This is a genomic window from Cerasicoccus arenae (assembly GCF_014651635.1).
GTDB lineage: Bacteria > Verrucomicrobiota > Verrucomicrobiia > Opitutales > Cerasicoccaceae > Cerasicoccus > Cerasicoccus arenae.
Genome location: NZ_BMXG01000009.1, coordinates 152,420 through 175,957, shown reverse-complemented (window position 1 = coordinate 175,957; position 23,538 = coordinate 152,420). Strand labels below are relative to the sequence as shown.

At 49.7% G+C, this 23,538-nt stretch carries 13 protein-coding genes; 7 read left to right on the top strand and 6 right to left on the bottom strand.

What is annotated here, in order from left to right:
- Positions 1–386 precede the first annotated feature (386 nt).
- Positions 387–1,526, bottom strand: coding sequence for an autotransporter-associated beta strand repeat-containing protein (locus IE065_RS09155; RefSeq protein ID WP_189514229.1), 1,140 nt, complete (start codon positions 1,524–1,526; stop codon positions 387–389).
- Positions 1,527–1,681: 155 nt separating this feature from the next.
- A complete protein-coding gene (locus tag IE065_RS09150) occupies positions 1,682–4,201 on the bottom strand; it encodes a hypothetical protein (RefSeq protein WP_189514227.1) in 2,520 nt (839 codons plus the stop codon).
- Positions 4,202–4,633: 432 nt separating this feature from the next.
- Here IE065_RS09150 and IE065_RS09145 point away from each other — a divergent pair, with 432 nt between their 5' ends.
- From IE065_RS09145 to IE065_RS09130, 4 genes are read left to right on the top strand one after another with little or no spacing between them, the layout of a single operon-like run.
- Positions 4,634–6,286, top strand: coding sequence for a right-handed parallel beta-helix repeat-containing protein (locus tag IE065_RS09145; RefSeq protein WP_189514225.1), 1,653 nt, complete (start codon positions 4,634–4,636; stop codon positions 6,284–6,286).
- A gap of 11 nt (positions 6,287–6,297) precedes the next feature.
- Positions 6,298–7,323, top strand: coding sequence for a right-handed parallel beta-helix repeat-containing protein (locus tag IE065_RS09140; RefSeq protein WP_189514223.1), 1,026 nt, complete (start codon positions 6,298–6,300; stop codon positions 7,321–7,323).
- Positions 7,310–7,972, top strand: coding sequence for a type II secretion system protein (locus IE065_RS09135; protein WP_189514222.1), 663 nt, complete (start codon positions 7,310–7,312; stop codon positions 7,970–7,972). The genes IE065_RS09140 and IE065_RS09135 overlap by 14 nt, the downstream gene beginning before the upstream one ends.
- 5 nt (positions 7,973–7,977) lie before the next feature.
- Positions 7,978–9,312, top strand: coding sequence for a Gfo/Idh/MocA family protein (locus tag IE065_RS09130; RefSeq protein ID WP_189514220.1), 1,335 nt, complete (start codon positions 7,978–7,980; stop codon positions 9,310–9,312).
- Between the two features lie 53 nt (positions 9,313–9,365).
- Here IE065_RS09130 and IE065_RS09125 read toward each other — a convergent pair whose 3' ends face one another.
- Positions 9,366–10,115 carry an IclR family transcriptional regulator gene (locus IE065_RS09125; protein WP_200163371.1) on the bottom strand — a complete coding sequence of 250 codons (750 nt, stop codon included), beginning with the start codon at positions 10,113–10,115 and terminating at the stop codon, positions 9,366–9,368.
- A 141-nt stretch (positions 10,116–10,256) separates the two neighbouring features.
- On the opposite strand from IE065_RS09125, the gene IE065_RS09120 reads away from it, so the two are divergent.
- Positions 10,257–11,624: an FAD-dependent oxidoreductase gene (locus IE065_RS09120; protein WP_189514219.1), complete on the top strand. Its 1,368-nt coding sequence runs from the start codon at positions 10,257–10,259 to the stop codon at positions 11,622–11,624.
- Between the two features lie 222 nt (positions 11,625–11,846).
- Here the strand turns inward: IE065_RS09120 and IE065_RS09115 are convergent, their stop codons facing one another.
- Positions 11,847–12,608, bottom strand: coding sequence for a prepilin-type N-terminal cleavage/methylation domain-containing protein (locus IE065_RS09115; RefSeq protein WP_189514217.1), 762 nt, complete (start codon positions 12,606–12,608; stop codon positions 11,847–11,849).
- 160 nt (positions 12,609–12,768) lie between these two features.
- Here IE065_RS09115 and IE065_RS09110 point away from each other — a divergent pair, with 160 nt between their 5' ends.
- Positions 12,769–15,894: an alpha-mannosidase gene (locus IE065_RS09110; protein ID WP_189514215.1), complete on the top strand. Its 3,126-nt coding sequence runs from the start codon at positions 12,769–12,771 to the stop codon at positions 15,892–15,894.
- Between the two features lie 195 nt (positions 15,895–16,089).
- Here IE065_RS09110 and IE065_RS09105 read toward each other — a convergent pair whose 3' ends face one another.
- Entirely contained in the window at positions 16,090–18,102 is a 2,013-nt protein-coding gene (locus IE065_RS09105; protein ID WP_200163372.1) for a hypothetical protein, read from the bottom strand.
- A gap of 121 nt (positions 18,103–18,223) precedes the next feature.
- A complete protein-coding gene (locus tag IE065_RS09100) occupies positions 18,224–19,537 on the bottom strand; it encodes a substrate-binding domain-containing protein (protein WP_200163373.1) in 1,314 nt (437 codons plus the stop codon).
- Positions 19,538–19,613: 76 nt separating this feature from the next.
- Here IE065_RS09100 and IE065_RS09095 point away from each other — a divergent pair, with 76 nt between their 5' ends.
- Positions 19,614–23,516 carry a DNRLRE domain-containing protein gene (locus IE065_RS09095; protein WP_189514213.1) on the top strand — a complete coding sequence of 1,301 codons (3,903 nt, stop codon included), beginning with the start codon at positions 19,614–19,616 and terminating at the stop codon, positions 23,514–23,516.
- The last annotated feature ends 22 nt before the right edge of the window (positions 23,517–23,538 follow it).

Here is a 23,538-nt window from a genome sequence, read left to right as displayed (position 1 = left end):
CGGCGACCGCTTCCGCCGTATCGGTAAACGACGATGTTGCTTCGAGACGGCTCTTGCCAACCTGACCTACAACCTCGACCGCTTCGCCATGTTCCATCGCAAGGCGTGAGCCTGTACATGTGTCAAAAATCCACCACTCAATCACATCAACCTCAGCGGAGCCTGCTCGGCATAATCAGCAGGCTCTAAGGGCATTGGAAATCTGTAATCGGAGTGAACGGCTGAGAATTAGCACGTTGATCGAAGTCACCTGTAAACGTAATTGGAACGGGAAGGCAATTGACGTCATCGACTGCCCGAACGCGGTAAAGTATAGACATAAGTGAGGCGCGAGATCCCTTGAGATACTCGCGCCCTATACTAGAACCAATATGCTTATATCAAAATTAGTTTTTGCGTCGTTTCCAGAAGAGGAATAGGAACGTGCCACAGCCAAAGAGCAGGGCGTATGAATTGGCTTCCGGTATAATGGTGACGGTACCAGTTAGGGGGTTAAATGTCGCCGACTGACCTACATCCAATCCAGTAAAGTCGATGTCCGAAAAATCACCCGTGTAGCTCTGTGCGTTAAAAATCTGGGCTGATGACCCAATGCTATAAATACCGCCGGAAAAATTGAGCTCCAGAGTGCCTGAAAACTCAACAGAACTATCGACACCGATGACTGTATCGAACGTGCCTGCTTGGAAGGTCGGATTCGAGAAGCCAAATATGCTTGTGCCGCTGAGAGAAAGTGTCACGTCATCTAGGGCCAAGTTGGTATTTGGATTCAGGCCATTGACACCGAGGGTTTTACCACCGCCAACAATTGAGCCTGTACCTAAAAGCGAAGCCGAATGGTTAAAGGATCCAGAGCTTATCCCGGAGAGATCGAATGTGCCGCTATTCATTAGTAAGTTGCCACTGCCAAGGATGCCCGCTCCGCTCAATGCCAGCGTGCCATCACTTACCTGAATGTCACCGCTCCAGGCATTACTCGCACTGGTTAGAGTTAGCCAACCCGTTCCACTTTTATTTAGTGTAATCGCGTTGGGCGTTGTAACAGCTCCGTTTATGATTACATTGCCAAAGACCGAGCTGGATGCACTATTGACGTTAACGCTCTGCGTTGTACCTCCAGATGCACCAAAAATGATTGGGGCATCAATCGTAAAAATTCCAACTGTCGGAGTGTAGTTGATTGCACTAGAGATTCCGGTTCCATTGCTACCTAGTGTGAGGCTGACACCCGCATTGCTCGATGACAGCGTATAGCCGGATGCTGAAGAGCTGTTGGCCGTCATGCGTGAAATCGAAATGGAAGAATTAATATGCGGATTATTGGCAGCGCTGCTGGAAAAAATTGCTAAATCGCCGCCGGAATTTGGAAAGGTGCCGCTGGAGCTGTTCCAGCTCGCATCGGAGTTCCAGTCAGTCCCCGAATTGTTCCATGTATAATTAACGGCCTGTAAAGATGGGGCCGTTGCCATGTGCAGGGCGACAGTAATGAGGGATAGTGTTAGTGTATGGGGTATTGGTTTTTTCATTTTTTTGGTGGTGAGTATTCTAACTATTCAGTGATTTGTTTTCGTGATATTACGATAAGCTGATGCTCAATCAAGTGGTTACTCCTCATGCAGACTTATCTTGTTCCATATGCTGAACGGGTCATCTTGAAGCGATTTACAGCGAGCTATAGCGATTACTGTTTCATGCCGATTTGAAGTATGTGGAAGCTGTCCGAGGAAAAGTGTGTTTTGCCTCCTAGGCCCGGGACTGGCGACATCCAGCTTTTTGGGCCTTCACTATCGTTATCGTGAACTGCAAAGTTGAATCGTAGGCCATCATTGAAATCCTTTTCACATAGCCCCATGTGCCGCGTGTCGAGTGCTAGTTCCCAAGTGGTGGTCGTATCCTTACGTGTGATCTGAATTGAGCGGATGGGTGACTTGTGAATCAGCTCTCCGTTCAAATGGAATTCGTTGCGCGGGGATGTGCCAACATCGCCAGCAATCGCTAGATGCCCGCTAGCACCATCAGCGCCCGTCCAACCGATTTCCAGGGCGTCGCCATCCAGAAGGCTCTCTTCGCTACTTGCTGGATAGTGGTGGTTATCGGTGACCTTACAGGTTATCTTGATGAGGTCAGACGAAGGGTCAGAGAGAACATTTGCCTGGACGCTCAGGTCGGCCGGACTCCCCCAGAGCAAATGTAATGTATGTGGGTCGTAGTCCTGTTTGTTGGTCACTTGATTCAAGCTGTTTAGTATGACTTTGGTGTTTTGACCGGCGCGGATTACATTGTAGACGATCGGGATGTTCAGACGAGGAGCCCAAGGCGTGTCCAAGAAGGTGAATTGAGCTTCAACGTTTACGATTTTGCCCAAAGCGCCCTCACCGACGTCGAAACTCATGGGAAAAATCAAGGTTTCCCCTGCCGCAATTTCGCGCGAGTCTGCTTGCGGTAGGAGCTCCTCCCCGATTTCCCCGACTGCTGCGTTGACCATTATTGCGCGATCAAGCGGATTATGCAGCTTCAGTTCTACGGCAGCTACACCCTCCGCGTTAGCTGAAATCGTGTGAGGCAGCGTGATCAGTGGCCCTAGGAGGCGGGGCGGGGCTTCGGACCCTTCGAAGTCAAAATATTGAGGAACTCCCAGAGGAATGAGGGCGACGCCGTCGATCTGCGGAATCTCGGTCGTGTTGCCAAAAAGGTCGCGCTGGGTGATGTGGGTTGCCTCACTTCGAACCGCCCAGATGGCCTCGGGAATTTGTGGGTTTTCGCGCCATGTCACCAGTAATTGATCGTTGGGACGCCCAAAGAGAAAAGCGAATAGGCCGTCGCTCTCTGACCAAACCTGCAGAGGGGGTAAGCGGCGCAATTGAGGGATAGCGGTCGCAGCGGCAATAAAGGATTCCTTAGGGCGCAACTCGTCTTCGATTGATGCGAAGTCGCCAGTGTCGGTAGGATTCGAGATCAGGCCGAAGGTCTTCCCTGCCCGGTTGGATTCATTCCCGCCAGCGCGATCCATCAGGTTATACCAGGTATAGCTCTTGGCTCCAATGGCGGCGGCGTAGGTCATTTTTTTTAATAAAGTTTCAGCCTGGAAGCGTTGCCCGTGGCGAGTGTCGTAGCCGGTCTCGGTAAAGACAATCGGGACATCGGTTTTGCCCGTGCGCTGTTGAATGGCTGCGAGTTGGTGGTGCAGATCACTATAAAACTGAGGGAAAGCGTCGTGCATATGGTATGCGAACCAGTCATAGGCGCGCGGGTGCTCTAAAAAGGCGGCTTCGAAAGCACCCGGTTTTGACTTGTGATGGTTCATGCCTGCGTAACCACCCGATGTAACGACGGTGCTCGGGGATGCCTCCTTGATCGCGTCATGGGCCACGCGTTGAAGCTGAGTGTATTCTTCGACCGAGCCATTGAAAAAGCTGATATTCGGCTCGTTCCACACTTCCCAGAATTGCATGCTCTCCGAGTGGCGTGTGGCCAGAGCGCTTATCCACTCGCGCCAAGCGTCCAGCGGTGGGGGATCGAATCGCTGCTCTGTCGCCCAGGAGGGACAACCAGTAGTCGTCACATGCCACTGAAAATTATAACGCTTCACGAGGTCGAGATAGTTGTCAATGCGCTCCCAGTTCCAAGTTCCCTCTTGCGGCTGCACGTGTTGCCATACCGCGTTGTAGCGATAGTATTCGAAGCCGAGTGAAGCAGCCAATTCAAGCAGCCTAGGCGTGCAAAGAGCGGCACCTGTGGCAAAGCCTATCGGCATGACGCTTTCACCCAGTTCGGGTTGAGGATTACGGGGGTAAACTGCAAGGATATCGTTGGCCCAAGGCGAGGCGTCTTCGCCTTCGACGAGCCTGAATTCGAGACGATAAATTCCGTATTGATCAAACCATGCGGATGGGAGACTCACCTGCTGCGCCTCCTTGGCTGCGAGGCGTAGCGTTTGCGACTGAAGCTCAGGCTTTTCCCTGGGGCGGTTGATCAGTAAATCTAGCCGGAGCGTTCGTTGATTGTTAGCGGTGTTTTCCACCAAGCACCAGGCTTTTGGAGCATTCGTTTTATCTACTGCAATGAAGCGGGCTTCCTGGGGGAGGGATACGGTGCAATCGTTCATTTTAGTAATGTGCGGCACTTGATCGGCCAGTAGGGTTTGTGCAGTTAGCAAAATTGCGGCTATGGGGATGAGATTGCTGTTGTTGAACCATTTCATGATTTATAAATTCAATGTGGCCTGACATTTCGTTCGGCGATACGTTTTCTGTGGGGTTTCGCTGTCACCGTCGAATGTTGGTGGGTAAATAACTGTGGCTGCATTTTTCATTAGAATCAGCTATATGTCAGTCTCTAGGTTATTTATTGGACGACCTGCGTTCCACTATTGGAACTTCTGGTGCATTGGCAACTTCTGGAGCGCTAGATACTGTTATGCTAACGGGGTCTTTCTAATTGGCCGTTCCAGTTGTGGAACACGGATGACGCTTGGAAAACCAATGCGCTTGATGTCTGGCTCATCATCAGGGATTTTGATATACGATGCAAGGCTACCCTAGTTATGTTGCAACCTCACTGAATGGCCAAGTGGCTGTTATTTCGTAAAGGCCAGAATCTGAATATGCGTCACTTAGCTTACATACTTCTTATTATGTTACCAATACTTGCAAGCGCAGGCAATGGCCTGCAAACGCTAATAGATAACGCTGTAGCTACGGGTGAAAATCATGTGGTGATTCCCGCAGGTGAGCACCGACTGGATGACGGATTGCGTCTAGACGGGTTGACGGATTTTACACTAGAGGGTGATGCGGCAGTTCTGGTCTTCACTCAATGGAATGACGGCGGTATTCTTGCCACGAACTGTAAGGGTTTGGTCTTGCGCGGTTTTACGATCGACTTTGATCCGCTGCCATTCACTCAAGCAACCGTTGAAAGTAAAAATCCAGAGACGGGCGAAGTGTTCTTTGACGTGCATGATGGTTATCCAGATCTTTCGCCAAAACTCCTCACTGGGCGTGCACATATTTTTAACCCGAATACGCTTGATTGGAAAAAAGGCGCGCCCGATATCTATGCTAATGAGGCGAAGGCAATCACTCCACGCAAGGGCGTGCTTACTTTCTATTCGGATCGTAGACATGTATTTGATGCAATAGAGCAGGGGGACTACATCGTTCTAGATTTTCGACATTCACGCGGAATTCGAATCGAAAACAGTGGTGATGTCCGAATCGAGGATGTCACTATTTGGACCGTTCCTTCGATTGGGGTTATCTGCCGATTCATGGATGGTGAAAATTACTTTAACTATCGGATTGAACGTGGGCCAACGCCTGAAGGCGCTAATGTGCCACGCTTGTTTTCGACTTGTGCTGATGGATTTAATTACGCCTATGCGCGCACGGGGCCCATTTTGGAAAACTGCGATTTTTCGTTCATGGGAGACGATGCAGTGAATCTGCATGGCATTGCGTTTTATGTCGCAAAGGTAAAAGGCAACGTTGTCTATTTGTTGCGGCCTTACTCAGTCGAGGGTTATGCTTCAGTGATTCGGCCAGGCGATGAAGTACGCTCAATGGACCCTGAGTCATTCGACATCAAGGGGACCGCTACCGTTTCGGAATTTGCTGTTGATCAGGCAGACGCAAAAGAATTTGCCTCAATTGCCAAGTCGGTTTGGAAATCGTATGCCGTTAAACCGGGTCGATATACCGTCTATCGCCTGGAACTCGAAGGGCCGTTAACGGTGAAAACTGGGGATTTTATTGACATTCCTGCTATATCCGCTCCCGGTTACATCATTCGCGAAAACAATTTCCATAACCATCGAGGATGCGGTATGCGCATTATGTCATCGGATGGTCTAATAGAGAATAATCGCATAGAGAATGTAAAACAAGCCGCTATCAAACTGGGGCATGAGCTTGCCTTTTTCCGCGAGGCTGGCTGGGTCAGGAATATTAAGATAGTCGGCAATACAATTATTAGCGTGAGCTTTGACCCCAAACTACAAGCGAAGAGTTCTTACGCACCAGGAGCGATTTCGGTCTTTCACCGTGGAGCCTCGTCAGAGGCGCCATGGCCCGCGAGCAAGCACCATGACATTATCATCGAAAACAATTTGATTGAGGAAACTGGCGGCCCAGCAATTTTTCTTAATCAATCCCGCGATGTCGTTATCCGCAATAACACCATCCTAGACACAAACTTAGACAGTTCCCCGAAGTGTGGTGTTGATTATGGGCTTAATGCCAGTTTACCGATCAGCATAAACAATTCTACCGAAGTCCTTGTCGATTAAGATTATTACCTATGTTCACCCTGATACAGCTCAAGAAAACTGCTTTGGCTTTAAGCCTTTGCACTGCATTAATCCCGACGACATCCTTTGCTAAGGTGATTAAGGTCGATCCGGGCAATTCGAATGCCTATGCGACTCTCGCGAGCGCCACTGAAGTACTTCGGGCGGGCGATACGCTTTGGATCGAACCGGGTACTGGTCCTTATCGGGAAGTGTTGCGCGTGCCTGTCTCAGGAACTGAGGGTGACCCAATTATTATAGAAGGCAACGGAAATGAAATCACCGGTTTTGAACCGCTTAAGTTCAAGAATGGTAATGCCAGCGTCAAAGCGGATTCGTCGTTTGTTTTGCGCTTTGAGGGCAAGCGAATCAAGCAGCATACAAATGGTGAGTTTGAGTATGGAGTCGAGTATGATCCGTCGAATGGATTGATATCTCTTTCGCGCGGGATTTCAGATGAGGGTTGGGAAATTTCCAGCCGTGATGCTGTTGTGGTTCTTGGGACCGTTTTTAATCATATTTATCGCAATCTAGTCGTGACAGGATCACTTAACGACGGAATTAATTTACATGGGAAAAGTAGTGGATTGGTATTTGATAATGTTGAAGTTTATCAAAATTTTGATGAAGGAATTTCCGCACATGATACTGTGGAATTAACCATCAGAAACAGTCGCTTCTACGAGAACGACAATGGCTTACTCAATATAGGTAAATCGTATGTAAGGTTGGAGAATGTAGACTTTTACGATAATCTTGGTCTGGGCCTGGCTTTTTCGGGTGAAGCTGGGTTTTATGCAGAAAATGTTCGTACTTGGGGAAATGGAATTACACAATTGCTGATCCGCAAGGAAGTCGATGCCTCGTGCGACGTATTAGAAGTTTACCAAAACGGGAATAAAGAAAAGCCATGGATGACTTATAGCGAATCAGCAAACATGAACAAGGTTTCGAACAGCGTTCTGTCGCATAGGTTCGTTTGGCGCTCAGGAGAGCCGACTTATTATAATCAAACTACCCCTAATGATGTTCACTGAATCTCATAATACCTCTAATGGATCGCACGGCTTCACGCTAGTCGAGCTCCTTGTCTCAATCGCCATTATTGCGATTATCGGTGCTATCCTTATACCCGTAGTTGGACATATTCGAAATAAGGTGGATAATACTACGTGCACCAGCAATTTGAGGCAGCTTGGGCAAGCATTGACCATGTTTTCCCAAGAACACAATGGCCAACTGCCATTGTCGATGCAGGCTGATCCGACGAATCCTGAGATCAAGGTTTCTTGGCAAATTCTGATGATGAGACAACTAGAGGTACCCTTCGCTAAGCACGGTGACACGGGCGTTTTTATCTGCCCTTCACATCGTCACACTTATCCAATGGAAGCCTACAGAACGTATGCCATAAATCTCACTGGCGGCTCACCAATTTCAAATGCACCGAGGTTAATGACTCTGTCCGATCCTTCAACCACAGCCATACTGGCAGAGACAAAGCACGAGGCAAATGGCGCTGGTTATGTCTCGTTGAGTGGTAATGTAAATGGATGGGGAGGCAAGCATCGTTTGGAAGCTCGCCATGATGAGATGATGAGCATGTTTATGGCTGACGGTCACGTGGAATCAATGGCCGTCGACGATGAGCGTGTCGAAGAATATTTGGTGAACATTCGGAAGTAAATACTATGATTCGACATCGATATGCTGCCGTGGGAACGGGGGGTCGTATTCCCATGTTTATTGATCCGATTGCCGATACTTATCGCGATAGTTGTCAACTGGTAGGACTTTGCGACTCCAGCGCGACACGGCGCCGATGGCACCAAAATCGGCTTTGTAGTGAATACGGCATTGATTCGGTTCCGGATTACGGGGTTGAGGATTTTGACCGTATGCTGGGTGAAACGAAGCCAGACACCGTTATTGTCTGTGTGCCCGATTATCTGCATCATGAGTTCATTGTTCACAGTTTGGAGTTTGGCGCGGATGTTATCTGCGAAAAGCCGCTCACGACAGACGCGGATAAATTTGCGGTGATTGATGATGCAGTTCGGCGTACGGGGCGCAGCGTTCGTACGACATTTAACTATCGTTGGGCTCCGGGAGCCACACAAGTCCGTCAGCTAATTGCCAGTGGGGCAATTGGATCGGTGAAGCATGTGGACTTTGAATACATGCTCAACACCGCTCATGGAGCCGATTATTTCCGCAGATGGCACAGCTACAAAGAGCTGTCTGGCGGGCTGTTCGTGCATAAATCGACGCACCACTTTGATCTCATTAACTGGTGGATTGATTCCATTCCGGAAACGGTATTCGCCATGGGCTCCCTGGCATTTTATGGGCGGGATAACGCTATTGCGCGTGGTCAAGAGCCGTTGACACGCTATCCAAGATATACCGGCATCAAGGAATCCGAAGGCGATCCATTTCGAATGAACCTTGAAGGTGATCCAACGCTTAATGGTCTTTACCGAGAGGCAGAATCCGATAGCGGCTACATCCGCGATGAAAATGTATTTCGCGCCGACATCGATATTGAGGACTCCCTAAGCGCCACGATACGTTACCGCAGCGGCGTTATTGCCAGTTATTCTCTGAATGCATATTGTCCTGCCGAGGGATTCCGGGTATCCATATCCGGAGATGAGGGGCGAATCGAATATTACGAACGACATGCCGCTCATATCATTACTGGCGATCGCGATATCAAATTTGAAACAAATTCTTCGCGTGGGGCTAGCTTGAAGCTTCAGCGATTGTTCGAAGACTCTCAGAACATACCGATCAATATGCCCGAAGGCGGACATGGCGGTGCTGATCCTTTGATTCAGGAACAAATGTTTTCCCCCCATCCACCGCCTGAAAGTCTTGGCCGAAATGCTGGGCATCAGCAGGGCGCTGCTTCGTTATTGGTGGGTGCCGCGGGTAATCGATCCATCACGACAGGTCAGCCCGTAAAAATGATGGATCTGTTTCCATTGTCTCCAAAAGCGACTCGGCTGAGTGAGTTAATTTAGGATGGTGGATCTCACTTGTGTGCTGGCCGGATTGGCAGCATTCGCCGCGGATATTAGTGTAGCCCAAGTATATGCTCAAGTTCATCGGCTAAGACGAGAACTGCTTGTTCCAATTCATCGGGATCGCGTAAGCGCAGTTCCTCATAGCGCAGGAGTAAGGCGACTGCCAAACGTGGTTGCGTTATAAATGGCTCTCGTACGACTGCAGCCAACGAAACGTAATTGGGACTTGATTCACGCAGATTCCATGCCACGCGTTTGTCGCGCGCCTCGCGTAATTGGCCATAAAAGCGTTCCGATTGGGGATTCTTCTGCGATGGATTCTCTGCATCGTTAGGCGGCGCATATCGTGGCCACTCTGCTTCATCCATTTGTGCAATCAGTACTTTACCAGCGGAAGATTCATAACTCTTCGCATGCAGGCCAAGTTTTGATGTGCTGCCCTCTTCACCGGCAGCACAGATCACATAGGAACACTGGTGCCCAAGCATGTTAAGATAGACGCTGCACTCCAACGTCCTTGCAGCTTCCCAAAGGCATTCACCCAAGCTTCGATTTTTACCGAAGTGCGTCGCGATTTCATGGATAAACTCAAAGATATCAGCGCTAACTGTATAGCGTTTGGTTTGCTCAATCTTCTGGACAAAACCGAGTTCAATCAGGCTTTGTAACAGACGGTGAATCGAGGATTTCGGCATACCCAATTCCTTAGCCAATGCAGTAACTCCCCAAGAATGGCCACTTTGAACCATTAAGCGTATTGCGGCTATGCCATTGCTAAGTGGAGATTTTCCTAGGGCCACGATATCTATCAATAGCGTACTGGCGTAGAGTCAATTGAGAATTACTACCGTACATTCAAACGTTCCAATAGTGGAACGCGATTGTTTGTGGGGCGTGTGGTATGCTTGCTGAGAATTTTTTGTGAATACTATACTACTAGTATGCGGTTTTCTACTTCATTAATCCACAAGCAATGCGTCGTTATTGGTGGTGGCTCATCTGGATTTGGTGCTGCCCTGGCTGCCCAGCGGGGCGGGGCTAGCGTATTATTAGCAGATCGGCATGGCTATCTTGGCGGCATGGGAACTGCGGCTGGTCTTAGCTGTTACCTCAATCACCACAGCGGCACCCAAAACTTGTCGGGTGCCATTTACCGCGAGTTTGTTCGTCGCCAGAATGAGCGCGGTATGCATTACTACGATCCCGTTTCACAGGGGGACTTCTTCGAGCCAGAAAGCTGCAAGGTCACCATGGAGCGCTTGTTCCTTGAGGCGGGTGGGGAGTGTCTATTTCACGTTATGCTGACTTCGGTTGAGCGAGTTGAGGATGGGTGGCTTGTTACTTTTGTTCACAAGGGAGGCTCCACCCAAGTGCGATGCCGTTACTTGGTTGACACTACTGGTGATGGCGATGCTTGCGCATTGGCCGGAGCCGAAATGACGCACGGGCGCCGATCCGATAGTAAAACGCAACCAATGTCGATGGTTGTTCAGCTAGGTGGATTCGATCCCAATGTTTGGCAGGATGCCGGGCTACCTATGGTCAATGGCAAATATGCGGTGGCCGGTGATCACTTTAGCGATGAAGTTGCCGATGCGTATCAACAAGGGCTTTGGTCAATCCCGCGCAACGAGATTGCTATGATTTGGTCCATGCCCTGTGATCCTACACGTGTGACCATCAATGGCACCCGCATTAATGGACTGAGTTCATGCTGTGCTAAGGAGACAACTTTGGCTGAAATTGAGGGGCGACGCCAGGCCGAGGAACTATGCTCCTTTTTTATTCGTTATGTGCCAGGCTTTAGTCGTGCGTATCTCCTGCAAACTGGTCCGCAAATTGGTGTCCGTGAATCTCGTAGGATTATCGGCCGTGCCGTTTTGATGGATTCTGATGTTCGCGATGGTCGCATTCCCGAATCCAGTGTCACTCTGTGCTGTTACCCAATTGACGTCCATAATCCAGAAGGCAGTGATACCCAGTTTGAAATGATGGAGGGGGTGGCTAGTGCATACGGAATTCCTTGGGAGTGCCTTGTGCCGAAGGGTATCGAAAACTTGGCCGTAGCTGGTCGTTGTATCAGTGCAACTCACGAAGCCGCTGGAAGTTTTCGTGTGATGCCAACCTGTATGACTTTGGGGGAGGCCGCTGGCACAGCTGTTGCATTAGCCAGTCAGGGAAAAGCGAATCTATCTGACATTAGCGGCTATGAGATTCGACAGGTAATGGAGAACGCTCTGATTGATGCAGGAGAATCCGGGTTGTCGTCCATTTACGAAAACCTGAAATCAATCAATCCTGTTGGTTGATTTTAGGGGAGCAGGTTAAATCGTTGGCGGGGTGGAGGATGTGCGACAGCTATTTTTTGATTTGCTGGCCAGCAGCGTCGATGCCGATGATGATGGTGCCGGGGATTGATGGTATGAACGCCGACGACGCACATGCGCCTCACGAACTCCATTAGATGACTCGTGCTTTCTCTGGCACTGCCAATGGCATGGGAAATTGGGATTACGTCACGGATATCAATTTTATATTCTGGTTCCATACCAAAATAAACGCCCTTCAGAACTCTCCGATACTTCAGTCGAAATTTCTGCTAATCCAAGACTTTCGACATGCCCATCAAGAAAAAGCATATTGGACTTCCCACTGTGCACGTCCTCGGGCAAGCGATAATGCTTAATGTTGGAATTATAGTAACTGGCATGGCCATCCATATCATCGTTATTGCCATCAGCCATTAGTAAAGTCTTGGATGGGTTTTCATACCGTGCAATTGGCATTGGCTTCGGTTTCCCTTCTCGCAAGTTAAAACCAAGATCTCCGTTGAATCCATAGGTCCTTATTTGTCTGATTTCAGTGTTCGTCTTGTCGGCTGCTATCCAAATCTCGTGCTTCTCATCGCGTTGAACTGGACAACCGATGATACCTTTTTGATCCGCTGAGAGACTCCCGGAATAGTAATCCAACCAACCGCCTGCATATGGGAGATCAAGTTCCTTCTGTGTGTTTTTATCAACCCAACCCACTGGAACAATATCTCCATAGTCATTCAAGTATTGCCGAAAATCCACCCCAAGCTGTCGTAAATTGGAAGCGCAAGCGGCACTGTGAGCAGAAGTTCGTATTTGGCCAACTGCTGGTATTAATATCGCCGTTAGTATGGCGAGTATGGCGATCACAACCAACAATTCGGTGAGTGTAAATCCACGGTTGGTACGGCACCGCAGTTGGCGGGATCGGTCAAGGATTGGGGTTTTCAAAAGCAACATAGCTATTAATGTATTCATAAGATACAAACAGTCAAGGTTTTGATTCTCTTTGAAATATGGGAATAGATAGTCGATGAAATTCAATTGTTATTAAATAAAACATTTTACAGATCCATCGTTAAAAGGAAGGATATCTATTTGAAACGACATTTGAACGCTCGTCTTAAACTCTTCCAAAATGATTACTCATCCCAAAACGATCGCAAAGCTAGAGCGTATTGAAAGCAATTATCGCTCGTTCATCTTTCGCTCTTGTACGACTCTCACCGTAGACTATCTGGAAACGGACAAGCATTGGCGCTCTGTTCCTGATGACCGGGCTAGTTGGCGACCAGCTGCAGACGGCCTTCAATGGGGTGGGTCAGGAAGCAGCGCTTGGTTTCGCGCGAGCTACAGGGTTGATCACGGTCGCAGCGAACCGCTGTTTATTGCGGCTAATACCGGCGGCTGCGAAGCATTGCTCTGGATCAATGGAAAGCCAGCAGGCATCTTTAATCATGCCAGCTACAAGAACATTCGTGGAAACCACCACACACTCTTGCTCAGTCAGTCAACAAACACCGGGGAATGCTTCGAAATCGCAGTAGAAGCTTATGCTGGACATGAAATCGTGGGAGTGCACCCAGGAGACACCCCGGAAACCCAAGACGCTTACCGGCCTCCATACATTCGTCAATTCAAGGATATAGTCTTGCTCCGACGAGACGACCAAGTTCTGCAATTCGTAATCGATCTGCACATCGCTAGAACCTTGAGCGAAGCCCTGCCCGAGCGTAGTTTCCGAAAAGGAGAGCTACTCGCTGCACTTAGCGACGTATTCACTACAGTCTGGGAAGAACCTGACACCGTAGAGGAAACAATTTGGAGAGACGGCCTTTGCAGGGCCGCGAAAATCCTACAATCCGTTCTAGCTAAACGCAACGGAGACTCGGCACCACGAGCAGGCCTCATTGGCCATTCGCACATGGATACCGCTTGGCTGTGGACGATCGACGAGAGTATACGCAAATGCGCCCGCACATACAGCAATGCCCTTCGCCTGATGGACCAGTATCCGGAATACCGGTTCATTCAAAGCTCCGCAGTCCATGCGGATTTTATGCGCGAACACTACCCCGACATTTTCACAGGTATTCAGCAGCGCGCCAAGGAAGGCCGTTGGGAGCCGAACGGGGGAGCGTGGGTCGAACCTGATGTTAATCTATCAGGCGGCGAATCGCTGATTAGACAATTCATCTACGGCCAACGTTTTACTCAGGAGCATTTTGATTATACATCAGACACATTCTGGCTCCCCGATACATTCGGCTACACAGCTGCTCTTCCCCAGATTCTACTTGGATGCAATATTCGCTACTTTCTAACGACGAAATTGAGTTGGAATGAAACTAACAGTTTCCCTTACGATACATTCTGGTGGGAAGGCATCGACGGTTCGAAAATCTTCACTCACTTCAATGATATCCATTGCGAACCAGACCCTGGCACACTCATCAATAAGCTTGCTGGAACAGGCCCCAAGGACTTCCGCACAACAGAAAATTGCGTCCGCCACCCTGATGTTAATCAGGCGCGCTTGATATCCTTTGGCAAAGGCGATGGAGGAGGTGGTCCCGATTTTGAGACATTGGAAATTGCCCGACGTGTGGCGGACGTCGACGGTTGCCCGCGCGGTGAATACACTTCCGTTTCGGCTTTCATGGTGGAACTACAACAGGACGCCCGACGAGCACCGCTCTACTGCGGGGAGCTATATGTTGAAGGCCATCGCGGCGTCTTCACCCAGCAAGCCGCCATTAAACGACTGAACCGCAGCGCAGAGTTTGCCTTGCGCAATCTCGAATATTGCGCGGCGCGTACGAGCTTGGCGAATATTTCCATCGACCACGAGCGGCTCGAACGACTGTGGAAAGTCCTGCTGATAAATCAATTTCATGACATTCTTCCGGGAACTTCCATCCCGGCGGTACATGACCGTGCTATTCGCGAACTGGACGAATTGGTATCCGACGCGCGCGCTTTCAGTAGTGAATTACTCGATTCACTATCCGTTCCTGAAATAGATACCTTCAGTCTTCATAATTCGCTGAATTGGACACGACGATCAGGCTGGATCTCTGCGGACCTTTCATTACCCGATGGGATCATCACACAAACCATCGAAACGCCATGGGGCGAGCGGCGGCACATCTTGGAGGGGCTCAACCTACCTCCGCTAGGCGCATCCGCTTTCTCTGCTATAAGTAAGCAAGATGCGAGTGCCGCAAATCAAAAGTCAGGGTCGCCGTTTGAGTTGGATGGCTCCACAATCCTAACACCTTTTGCGCGCCTTGAGCTAGACCCAGCAGGACGCATCGCCTCCTGGGTAGACCTAGATAGTGGGCGTGAGCTCCGCGATAGCTATCGTGGACCGCTCAACAACCTACTCTTTGGAGAAGACATCCCCGCACAGTGGGACAACTGGGATATTGATGAGGACATGGAAAGAAAACTCACGCCGATCAATTCATATGGCGAACTGCAGGTCGTGGCAAATGGACCACTCCAGCTACGACTTCGCTACAAAGTTAATCTGACCGGACGATCCTGGCTACAGCAGGACATGGTGTTCCACTCACACACAGCCCAAGTAGACTTTGAAACGGCAATCCAATGGGAGGAACCACATAGGTACCTCGGGGTAGAATTTCCCCTAGCAATCCACTGTCCAATGGCGCGAAACGAAATTCAGTTTGGACATCTGCAGCGGAACACCCATGCAAACTTCGCTGAAGACCGTGCACGCTTTGAAGTAAGCCAGCATAAATGGAGCGACCTCTCAGAGTCAGATTTCGGAGTAGCCTTGCTCAATGACGGCAAATACGGCCTCTCGGTGCGCGGAGGTAAAGTGCGGCTCTCACTAATGAAGGGGGGAGGGCATCCTGACCCTCGCGGAGACCGTGGCTTCCATTTTTTCACTTATTCCCTGTTGCCTCATACTGGCAGTTTTTCCGTCGAATCCGTCGTAAGGCCCGCCTACGAACTGAACACGCCAATACTAACTCATCCAGGTTCAACAATTGCCGATACACCGCTCCTCGCGTACTGTCCTCCAAACGCGGTTGTGGAAACAGTCAAGCCCGCCGAAAATGGCGATGGTGTCATCGTCCGGCTATACGACGCAGCCGGAGGTGCCTCCATGCTGGAATTATCACCAGATGAGAATCTCTCCAAGATGGAAGATTGTAATATGCTTGAAGAACCCTCTGCTGAGAAAACTTGGAACCGTCCCTTCGGTATTCGCAGCGTTCGACTATCAAAATGAACCTATTTTGAAAGTGAAATAGAAGAGAGACGAAACAGTCTAGTGATCAACAGTATATATGGTTCGTGTTAGCATCCAAGTCGGAAAGGCTAGCTTACCTACTACAAAAAGCATGCTCGAATTCACCCATAAGAAAAGCGAGGTTGAATATATCAACCTCGCTTTTTCATCCCTGCATTCGATGCAGCCGGGACATCACTTTGCTAAAACCAGCTCAGCTTCGTACCAAACATCGGTGGGTAGGATCAAACGGCCATTCGCATCGGCGCTAAGTGCGACCGACTGAGCTTCGCTTATCGATGATGGTCTGGTTACTTTGAATTTCCATTGGCCTCCACTCGGTTGCGCCATATTTGCCAAAATGACCTTTGGACCATCAATCTCTTGTTGCTCGGGATTCATGGCAGTGCGGCTGATAAGAAGACTTTTGCTCTTAGAAAGAGGCCTATTGTCGTTCGCAACCAAAATGACAGTCGCAAAGTCTTTCTCGCCATCTAGAATCAAATGTGAAAGACCGGCTGGAGCTGCCTCATCGAGGAATCCACTGAAAGCCTCAGCCTCCTGCGCTGTAACGGTAAGCTGGCGGCGAACGGTATCCTTGATGATTTCTCCTGTGTCGCTGACAAGAACATCGCCAGCTGACTCCTTAAACCAAGGCTCCGAAGCTTGGCCGCTGGGCTCAGGACCGAAAGAACGACGTATTCCATGGCGGTTGAACCATCCTGACTGCACGCGGAACTTCCCGGTCATTAGCTTGTGGTAATTATTATCGCCCGGATAAGGCTCATCGATCCAGAGAGCGATAGGATCACTGCTTTCAGCGACCATGCTCCGACGAAACATGAGGCCTGCAGTGCGCAAATGATCGGTCATCATTGCATCTGCAACCATGTTGCCAAGGCTAGACTCCCGGCCTTCGGAAACAGACTTTCCATCTGGAGCAATCGCCGGTGTTCCATGATTCCAAGCAAACCAGACGATTCCACTCCAGTCCTGAAAATTTCCATAGGCCGCAGCAGCTACCATCAACATGGTTCGGTAGGGCGATTGTTCACGAATATTCCTCTCTCCTTCAGCCTGGTTGAATTCCCCGATAAAATACGGTTTGTCTACTAGTGCATTTAACGATGCATCGCCCAAGCCATCCTTTGCGTTACGCACGACAAGTGGGTCAATGTATGCGTGGTTTTCAATTACTTCGGAGTGCTCAGACTGAATAGCCAGAGCGCCTTCACCGCGCCATAGATTAGAAAACATCATCGGCACCTCGCTACCCGTTTCATGCACGACATTGCGAATCCGCTGGTAATAGGCTTCATCAAGCTCAAGGAGAAATCGATCACGAAGCGCCTTTGCCTTTTGAGTCGATGGCTTATAAAAATCACCCGGATCAGAGAGTCCATTCTCGGTCGCAAAGTTCGCCCATTTGGCCTCAAGTTTATTTTGCCAGTATTCTGGGTAACGATTACCGCAAGTAATCGCGTATTGCAGGGAAGACTCATTGATAACTTCCAAAGTCAACACTTGCGAACTCTGTGCGTAAGTCAGCCCAGTGTAAGGATTGCGGTGCTTCATTAGCTTAGTGATGAATTCTTCATTAAGCCGAGCGGCACGCTCATCAATGACCGGCAGCGATTTGCGAACATCGATAGCTTTTTTCCAGTTCCAACCGTTGAGCTCGCTCAAGGCAGACATCCAGGCAGCCTCATCCGCTTTGTCAGTCTCGATGATTTTTACATCGCCTGGCACGTAGCGCCGGGAGAAATGAACCGACATCGCCAAGTAGATTCCATTGCGCTGGAGAGCCGCATTGAGGTAGTCGAAACGATCGAGCATGACCGGATCAAATGTTCGTGAATCGTTACGGTAATCAACAATCGCACCGCTGCCCATTCCAGGATTCCAGTCGAGGCTTTGGCGAAACAAGTGGTGAGGACGTAGTAGGTTGATCTGACACTTCGCCAAATTGTCTGCATAGGCATCCGCCACGGAATGCTCTGGATAGAAAGATGTCGAATTCACTCCCCAGAAACGCACGACATGCCCATCTGGAGCGACGAAATTAGCGCCCTCTATAGTGAGTTCAGGTAGGGGGGGCGGGGGCAAGGCAGCCTTCGAACTCTGTTGTTTCTCATTAGCTGCTAAGCTTCCAACCGTAAGGCAAGTAAGGCCGAAAATAACTCGGCGCAAGCTGGTCTGTATAAACATACGGGATAGATTTATTGTTGAATTAATATGGTATTATGATCGTTTAAATATTAGTGAAACGATTAGGGGTTCGACAGTAAATGTTGTGAGGATTGCTTAGTGCCTTATCGAGTACTGAAGATCAGGTTTTTTGGGGTAGAGTGGAGCCGCAGGAATCACGGACAACTAAGCGACAAGGCAATCGCTCATGGTGACCAACCAGCTTCTTCCCATTCAGCAACTCAACCAATAACTCCAATGCGCGCTTGCCCTCCTCTCGTAGTGGTTGATGAACACTCGTCAATGGTGGGCTACTCATCTGAGCTTGCGGCAAATCGTCAAAGCCAACTATAGCGATATCCTGCGGCACACGCCAACCTCGCTCGGCGCAACGCCCCATGGCATTGAGCGCAATTAAATCGTGAAGGCATACAATCGCCTCTGGTGGTGTACGCATAGCCATAAAGACATCGATTTCCTGCCGCCCCTGCGAAGCTGGGTCACGTCCCGCAACTTCAAGGAAATACTCTGGAGGCACTTCAAGTCCTTTTTCTTCCATTGCTTGGCGAAAGCCCATTTCGCGCTCTGCTACCTCCTGGGTCTTTGTGCCAGTAAGAAAGGCAATTCTTCGGTAACCACGCTGCACGAGGTGCATCGTCAGTTCGCGCATTGATTCGCGATTTTGGCTAACTACACTGACTAATTCGTCATCTGAAGAATTTTCATCGAGCAGCACAACTTGCTGGCCCGCTTGGCGTAAAGCCCGAATTATACGACTGGTCGGGTTGTTGGATGTCGGAGTCTGCAAGGGCACAATAATTGTCCCTGCCACACGGAGCTCATTGAGATGCATCGCCTGTTCAAGTGCCGCTTCAGTTTCGTTGTAATCGTTTGCCAGCAGCAATTGATAACCCAAGCGAGACGCCGCTTCCTGAGCCCCTTGGATGAGCAAATTATAAGCGCCGGATACGTTTGGATATTGGCAGCATAATAACGCTAACAACTTTTTCTGAGACGATGTGCGGCTTATATTCACAAACGTTCCACGTCCCCGGTAGCGAACCAACAGGCCCTCGTTGACCAGATCAGAAATAGCCTTACGAACAGTAGTCCGTGAAAGATTGGTTTCTCGGCAAATTTCTAACTCAGGCTGTAACTGCTGATTATGACCAACCTCACCGCTCAACACCATGCGTTTTATCAGCGTTCGCGCAGCTTGATAGCGGGTTGCTTCATTCATGTTTTGGACATCTAGCTTTGACTGCATCGCCTCATTGTCGGTTTTTCGGCCAACTTCACCAGTCAAATTCACCCTACCATCGCTGGAAGCGTGTATTAACGGGATGTGAGCAGTCGATAGAAACATGAATAAATTCGTGAAACCATATGTTTGTATTAAAAAGATACATTCATCAAGCTCTTTTGGGTTTTTCTTTAATGTATTTTTAAGATACATTTATATTGAATAAACTCTATGATCGCTACACGATGGGCCTTCAACCCCTCAATAATCCCTATCAAAGGAGAAACCCATGCTTCGATTCAAGCGCTACAAGTTAGCCAACCTATTGTTTACTTATCTAACATTATCCCTGCTGTCTCACGGGTCGCCCACCACCGTTGACTTCCAGCAAGATCAGGATAGCTACACTTCATCTGCCACATGCACGATTCAACAAGCGAATCCCTTAAGTCAAATCATTGACTGGCGTTGGTACGCCTACGGTCTCCCTGGAACAACTGCCGCGCAGCCCGGCCTAATTCAATTTGATGATATTTTTGGGAGCGGCGGCGGCCAAGTGCCTGCATCTGGAGTTTCTATTGAATCGGCCAAAATATGGGTTTATTTGGTAAATCAGTGGGGTGGGGGGGGCACACAGGAACTCAACCTCTACCCTATGCTGACCAGTTGGGATCGCAGCACAGCCACTTGGAGCTACCGGGCCTACAACGGTTCGCCCACAGCCTATTGGGGGGGCGGTTCCGCCGCCACTGCCGGGCCTGTAGCTGATGTTGACTACGATACATCCATCCATGAAGTAGCGAACTACACAGGAGCAGTGAGTGGCGAATGGATCGCAATGGACGTTACGGATATCGTTCAAGCCTGGCACGATAGCTCCCTCCCTAACAATGGCATCATTGCTTTCGGAGATGCCACCTATGAGGGCATGTACGGGCGCTCCATGACCAATAGCGCACTTTCTCCCATTCTGGAAATAACATACGAGCCAATCACTCTAACCACGGCAAGCTTCCAACAGGATCTAAATGGTTATAGCTCCTCTTCCACATGTACAATTCAACAGGCCAATCCTTTGGGTCGCATCATCGATTGGCGTTGGTATGCTTTTGGTCAACCTGGAGCAACTGCCGCGCAGCCCGGCCTGATTCAATTCGACGATATTTTCGGAAGCGGCGGCGGCCAAGTTCCCACAAGCAACGTCACGATCCAATCCGCAAGCATCGAAATCTATCTGGTAAACCAGTGGGGTGGGGGGGGCACACAGGAACTCAACCTCTACCCTATGTTGACCAGTTGGGACCGCAGCACGGCCACTTGGAGCTATCGTGCTTACAATGGATCTCCAACGGCCTACTGGGGAGGTGGCTCATCTGCCACTGCTGGCCCTGTCGCCAATGTCGACTACGATGCATCCATTCACGAGATAGCCAACTACACCGGTGCTGTCAGCGGCGCTTGGATCACGCTTGATGTCACTGATATTGTCCAATCTTGGCATGAGGGAACTATTCCAAATAATGGCATCATTGCTTTCGGAGATGCCAACTACGAGGGCATGTACGGACGCTCCATGACCAATGGCGCACTTTCTCCCATTCTCAACATTAGCTACGCTGAGTCTGGATCCGGTGAATCCGGAACACTCAATTTCCAACAAGATCAAAACGGTTATCACTCAACCGTTTGGGCCACCATCGATGGTAGTTCTCCATTGAGTCGAATTACCGATGGACACATCTACGCTTTTGGCCAACCACAATCGTCAGTTGCCAAAGCCGGGCTCATTCGTTTCGAAGAGATCATTGGCGATAGCCTCAAGCAACTCCCAACCTCTGGTGCCACAATCGATACGGCAGTGCTTCATCTATACATGAAGAGCCAATGGGGCAGTGCTCCACAGACGTTCACCGCCTACCCTCTTCTCAAGGACTGGAATAGCACAGATTCTACTTGGAATTATCGTGCCTATGATGGCGGATCGCCAACAGCTTACTGGGGCAACTCTTCTGCATCCTCCCCCGGCCCCATCGCAGACATTGATTACGACAGCTCTCTCGGATCAGAGGGTATATTTACTAGCATTTCAAACGACAATTGGGTGACCGTTGATGTAACCGACATTGTCCAAGCGTGGTATTCTGGATCAATCTCAAATCATGGTCTAGTCCTCTTTGGCGATAACACCTATGATGGCCTGAAAGGGCGAGATGGCAGCTACGATACCTTCTCACCGCGACTGGAGGTTACTTACCACGGTGGCGTCCGCCCCGCACCACCAGGCGAAGGACTTATCGAGTCGCTCACCGTCGATGGCGACCAGTTTGTGCGCGTGAGTGATAACTCACCGATTCGCTTCTGGGCCGTAAATTCTGTCGCGTTTTATCCGGATCACGAAATGGCTGACGCCTATGCCGCCTTCCTCGCTGACCGTGGCGTCAATTGTGTCCGATGGCATCACATGTTGCGTTCGAGCCTCGACTGGAACACACAGTCGGAAATCGCTGCACTGGTCACCTACGAAAATGACACCTCACGGGAATTGGATGATGAAGCACTTGACCGCTTTGACTACTTAAATGCGCGGCTTCGTGAACATGGAATCTACGTTACCTTCTCCACGCGTTTTTCCCGGAAATATTTACCTGGGGACGTCTCGATTCTTTCAACAAATTCTACTGACGAAGAGGATTGGCAGGACGCGATTGAGGACCTCAATGCCGCTAATTGGCAGTTCTCCATTGATAAGAAGAAAATGCTGCCAGTCTTTGACGAGCGTGCAGCCTTGATCGACGAAGAGTTCACCACGGCTCTGCTAACCCATGTGAATCCCTACACAGGGCTTAGTTATGGTGAAGACCCTCAAGTTTACGCGGTAGAGACGATCAACGAATTCGCATCTGAATATGTGATTGTCGCCGGCAACCAGTTTCTCAGCAATAGCTTTCCGGCGGTCAGTTATTGGACGGACATGCTCAATGACCAATGGAGCGATTACACCAGCGCTCATGGCGTCACCCCATGCGACATATACAGCCCCAGCACCGCGTCACAAAAAGAGGCGCGCTCTGACTTTCTGGACGGACTTGATCGCGCACACTTCCAGCGGATGAAAGACCATGTAACTTCATTGGGCTACAGCAAGGCGTTCATCTTCTCCAACTTATGGCGCGGCGAACGTCCACTCAAACTCAATGCCGAAATGGGTGATTACATTGAAAATCACGGCTACGTTCGCCCGGAAATTACCGACACTCTGGACGACTGGATTCGCTCAGTTTCAAGATCAACTGTAGCTGATCGCCCCTTCGTTATCGGCGAATTCAACCAACGAGAAAGCGTAAGCCACTCAGCAGAAGACGACCCGAAGCGCACGATGCTCATCGCAGGCGCAGCTACGTATGGTCTGCTACAAGGCTGGTCCGGCATCACTTGGTTTTCCTGGAATCATGGCGATCGCAATGTCGCCGTCGACGGCCAGGGTGATCCTGTTTCTCGGACTCAGCAGTTGGGCGATATGATTAGCGACTTGATGATGCAGGATCATATGCGTACTGCCGGTCTTATTTTCCGCCGTGGCCTGTTTGCGCGCTCTCAATCACCAATCACGATCTATGTAGACGATCCGATCTGGGAATCCAACTACAATAACCTGATGGCTAATAAGTATGACTACCAACCTGGTTGGCAAAACTTACACGAAATTCGCAAGACTTTCGGAACCAAACCCGGTGGGCAGGACACGGCTTCCTATATGACCGGATCGCCTAGTGGTAGTCAATTAACTGCCGACACGGGCGAGATCATTAAAGACACGACCCGTAATCAGCTGACTGGTGCGGCGGACCAAGCTGAGGTCTTCAGCGGTACGCTGGACAGCTCGTCTCCGGCAAATTTGCAATACTTGGACATTACCAGCACGAGCGGATTTGCTACAGTTATACTGGTGACGGAAGATGAAGTAGATATTAACACTAGCGAGAATCTAAGCATAAGTCGCACCTACATCAGTACAGCCGGAAATGACATTGCTGGGCCGAACATCACACTCAACGGACTGAAGGCTCCAGATTCTGGCAAACAGTGGCGCTTCTATGACGAAAGCGGCACACAACTCAGCATAACTTATTCGAGTGGATCCATCACACTACCTGCCGCAAACTGGCGGGAGGGTGAACTGCTCATTGAGTAAGCCAACAAATAAACACTTAGCA

Excerpts from the sequence above, each read along its gene's own strand:
- IE065_RS09155 (WP_189514229.1), bottom strand. The coding sequence starts at position 1,526 with ATGAAAAAACCAATACCCCATACACTAACACTATCCCTCATTACTGTC.
- IE065_RS09150 (WP_189514227.1), bottom strand. The coding sequence starts at position 4,201 with ATGAAATGGTTCAACAACAGCAATCTCATCCCCATAGCCGCAATTTTG.
- IE065_RS09145 (WP_189514225.1), top strand. The coding sequence starts at position 4,634 with ATGTTACCAATACTTGCAAGCGCAGGCAATGGCCTGCAAACGCTAATA.
- IE065_RS09140 (WP_189514223.1), top strand. The coding sequence starts at position 6,298 with ATGTTCACCCTGATACAGCTCAAGAAAACTGCTTTGGCTTTAAGCCTT.
- IE065_RS09135 (WP_189514222.1), top strand. The coding sequence starts at position 7,310 with ATGATGTTCACTGAATCTCATAATACCTCTAATGGATCGCACGGCTTC.
- IE065_RS09130 (WP_189514220.1), top strand. The coding sequence starts at position 7,978 with ATGATTCGACATCGATATGCTGCCGTGGGAACGGGGGGTCGTATTCCC.
- IE065_RS09120 (WP_189514219.1), top strand. The coding sequence starts at position 10,257 with ATGCGGTTTTCTACTTCATTAATCCACAAGCAATGCGTCGTTATTGGT.
- IE065_RS09115 (WP_189514217.1), bottom strand. The coding sequence starts at position 12,608 with ATGAATACATTAATAGCTATGTTGCTTTTGAAAACCCCAATCCTTGAC.
- IE065_RS09110 (WP_189514215.1), top strand. The coding sequence starts at position 12,769 with ATGATTACTCATCCCAAAACGATCGCAAAGCTAGAGCGTATTGAAAGC.
- IE065_RS09105 (WP_200163372.1), bottom strand. The coding sequence starts at position 18,102 with ATGTTTATACAGACCAGCTTGCGCCGAGTTATTTTCGGCCTTACTTGC.
- IE065_RS09100 (WP_200163373.1), bottom strand. The coding sequence starts at position 19,537 with ATGTATCTTAAAAATACATTAAAGAAAAACCCAAAAGAGCTTGATGAA.
- IE065_RS09095 (WP_189514213.1), top strand. The coding sequence starts at position 19,614 with ATGCTTCGATTCAAGCGCTACAAGTTAGCCAACCTATTGTTTACTTAT.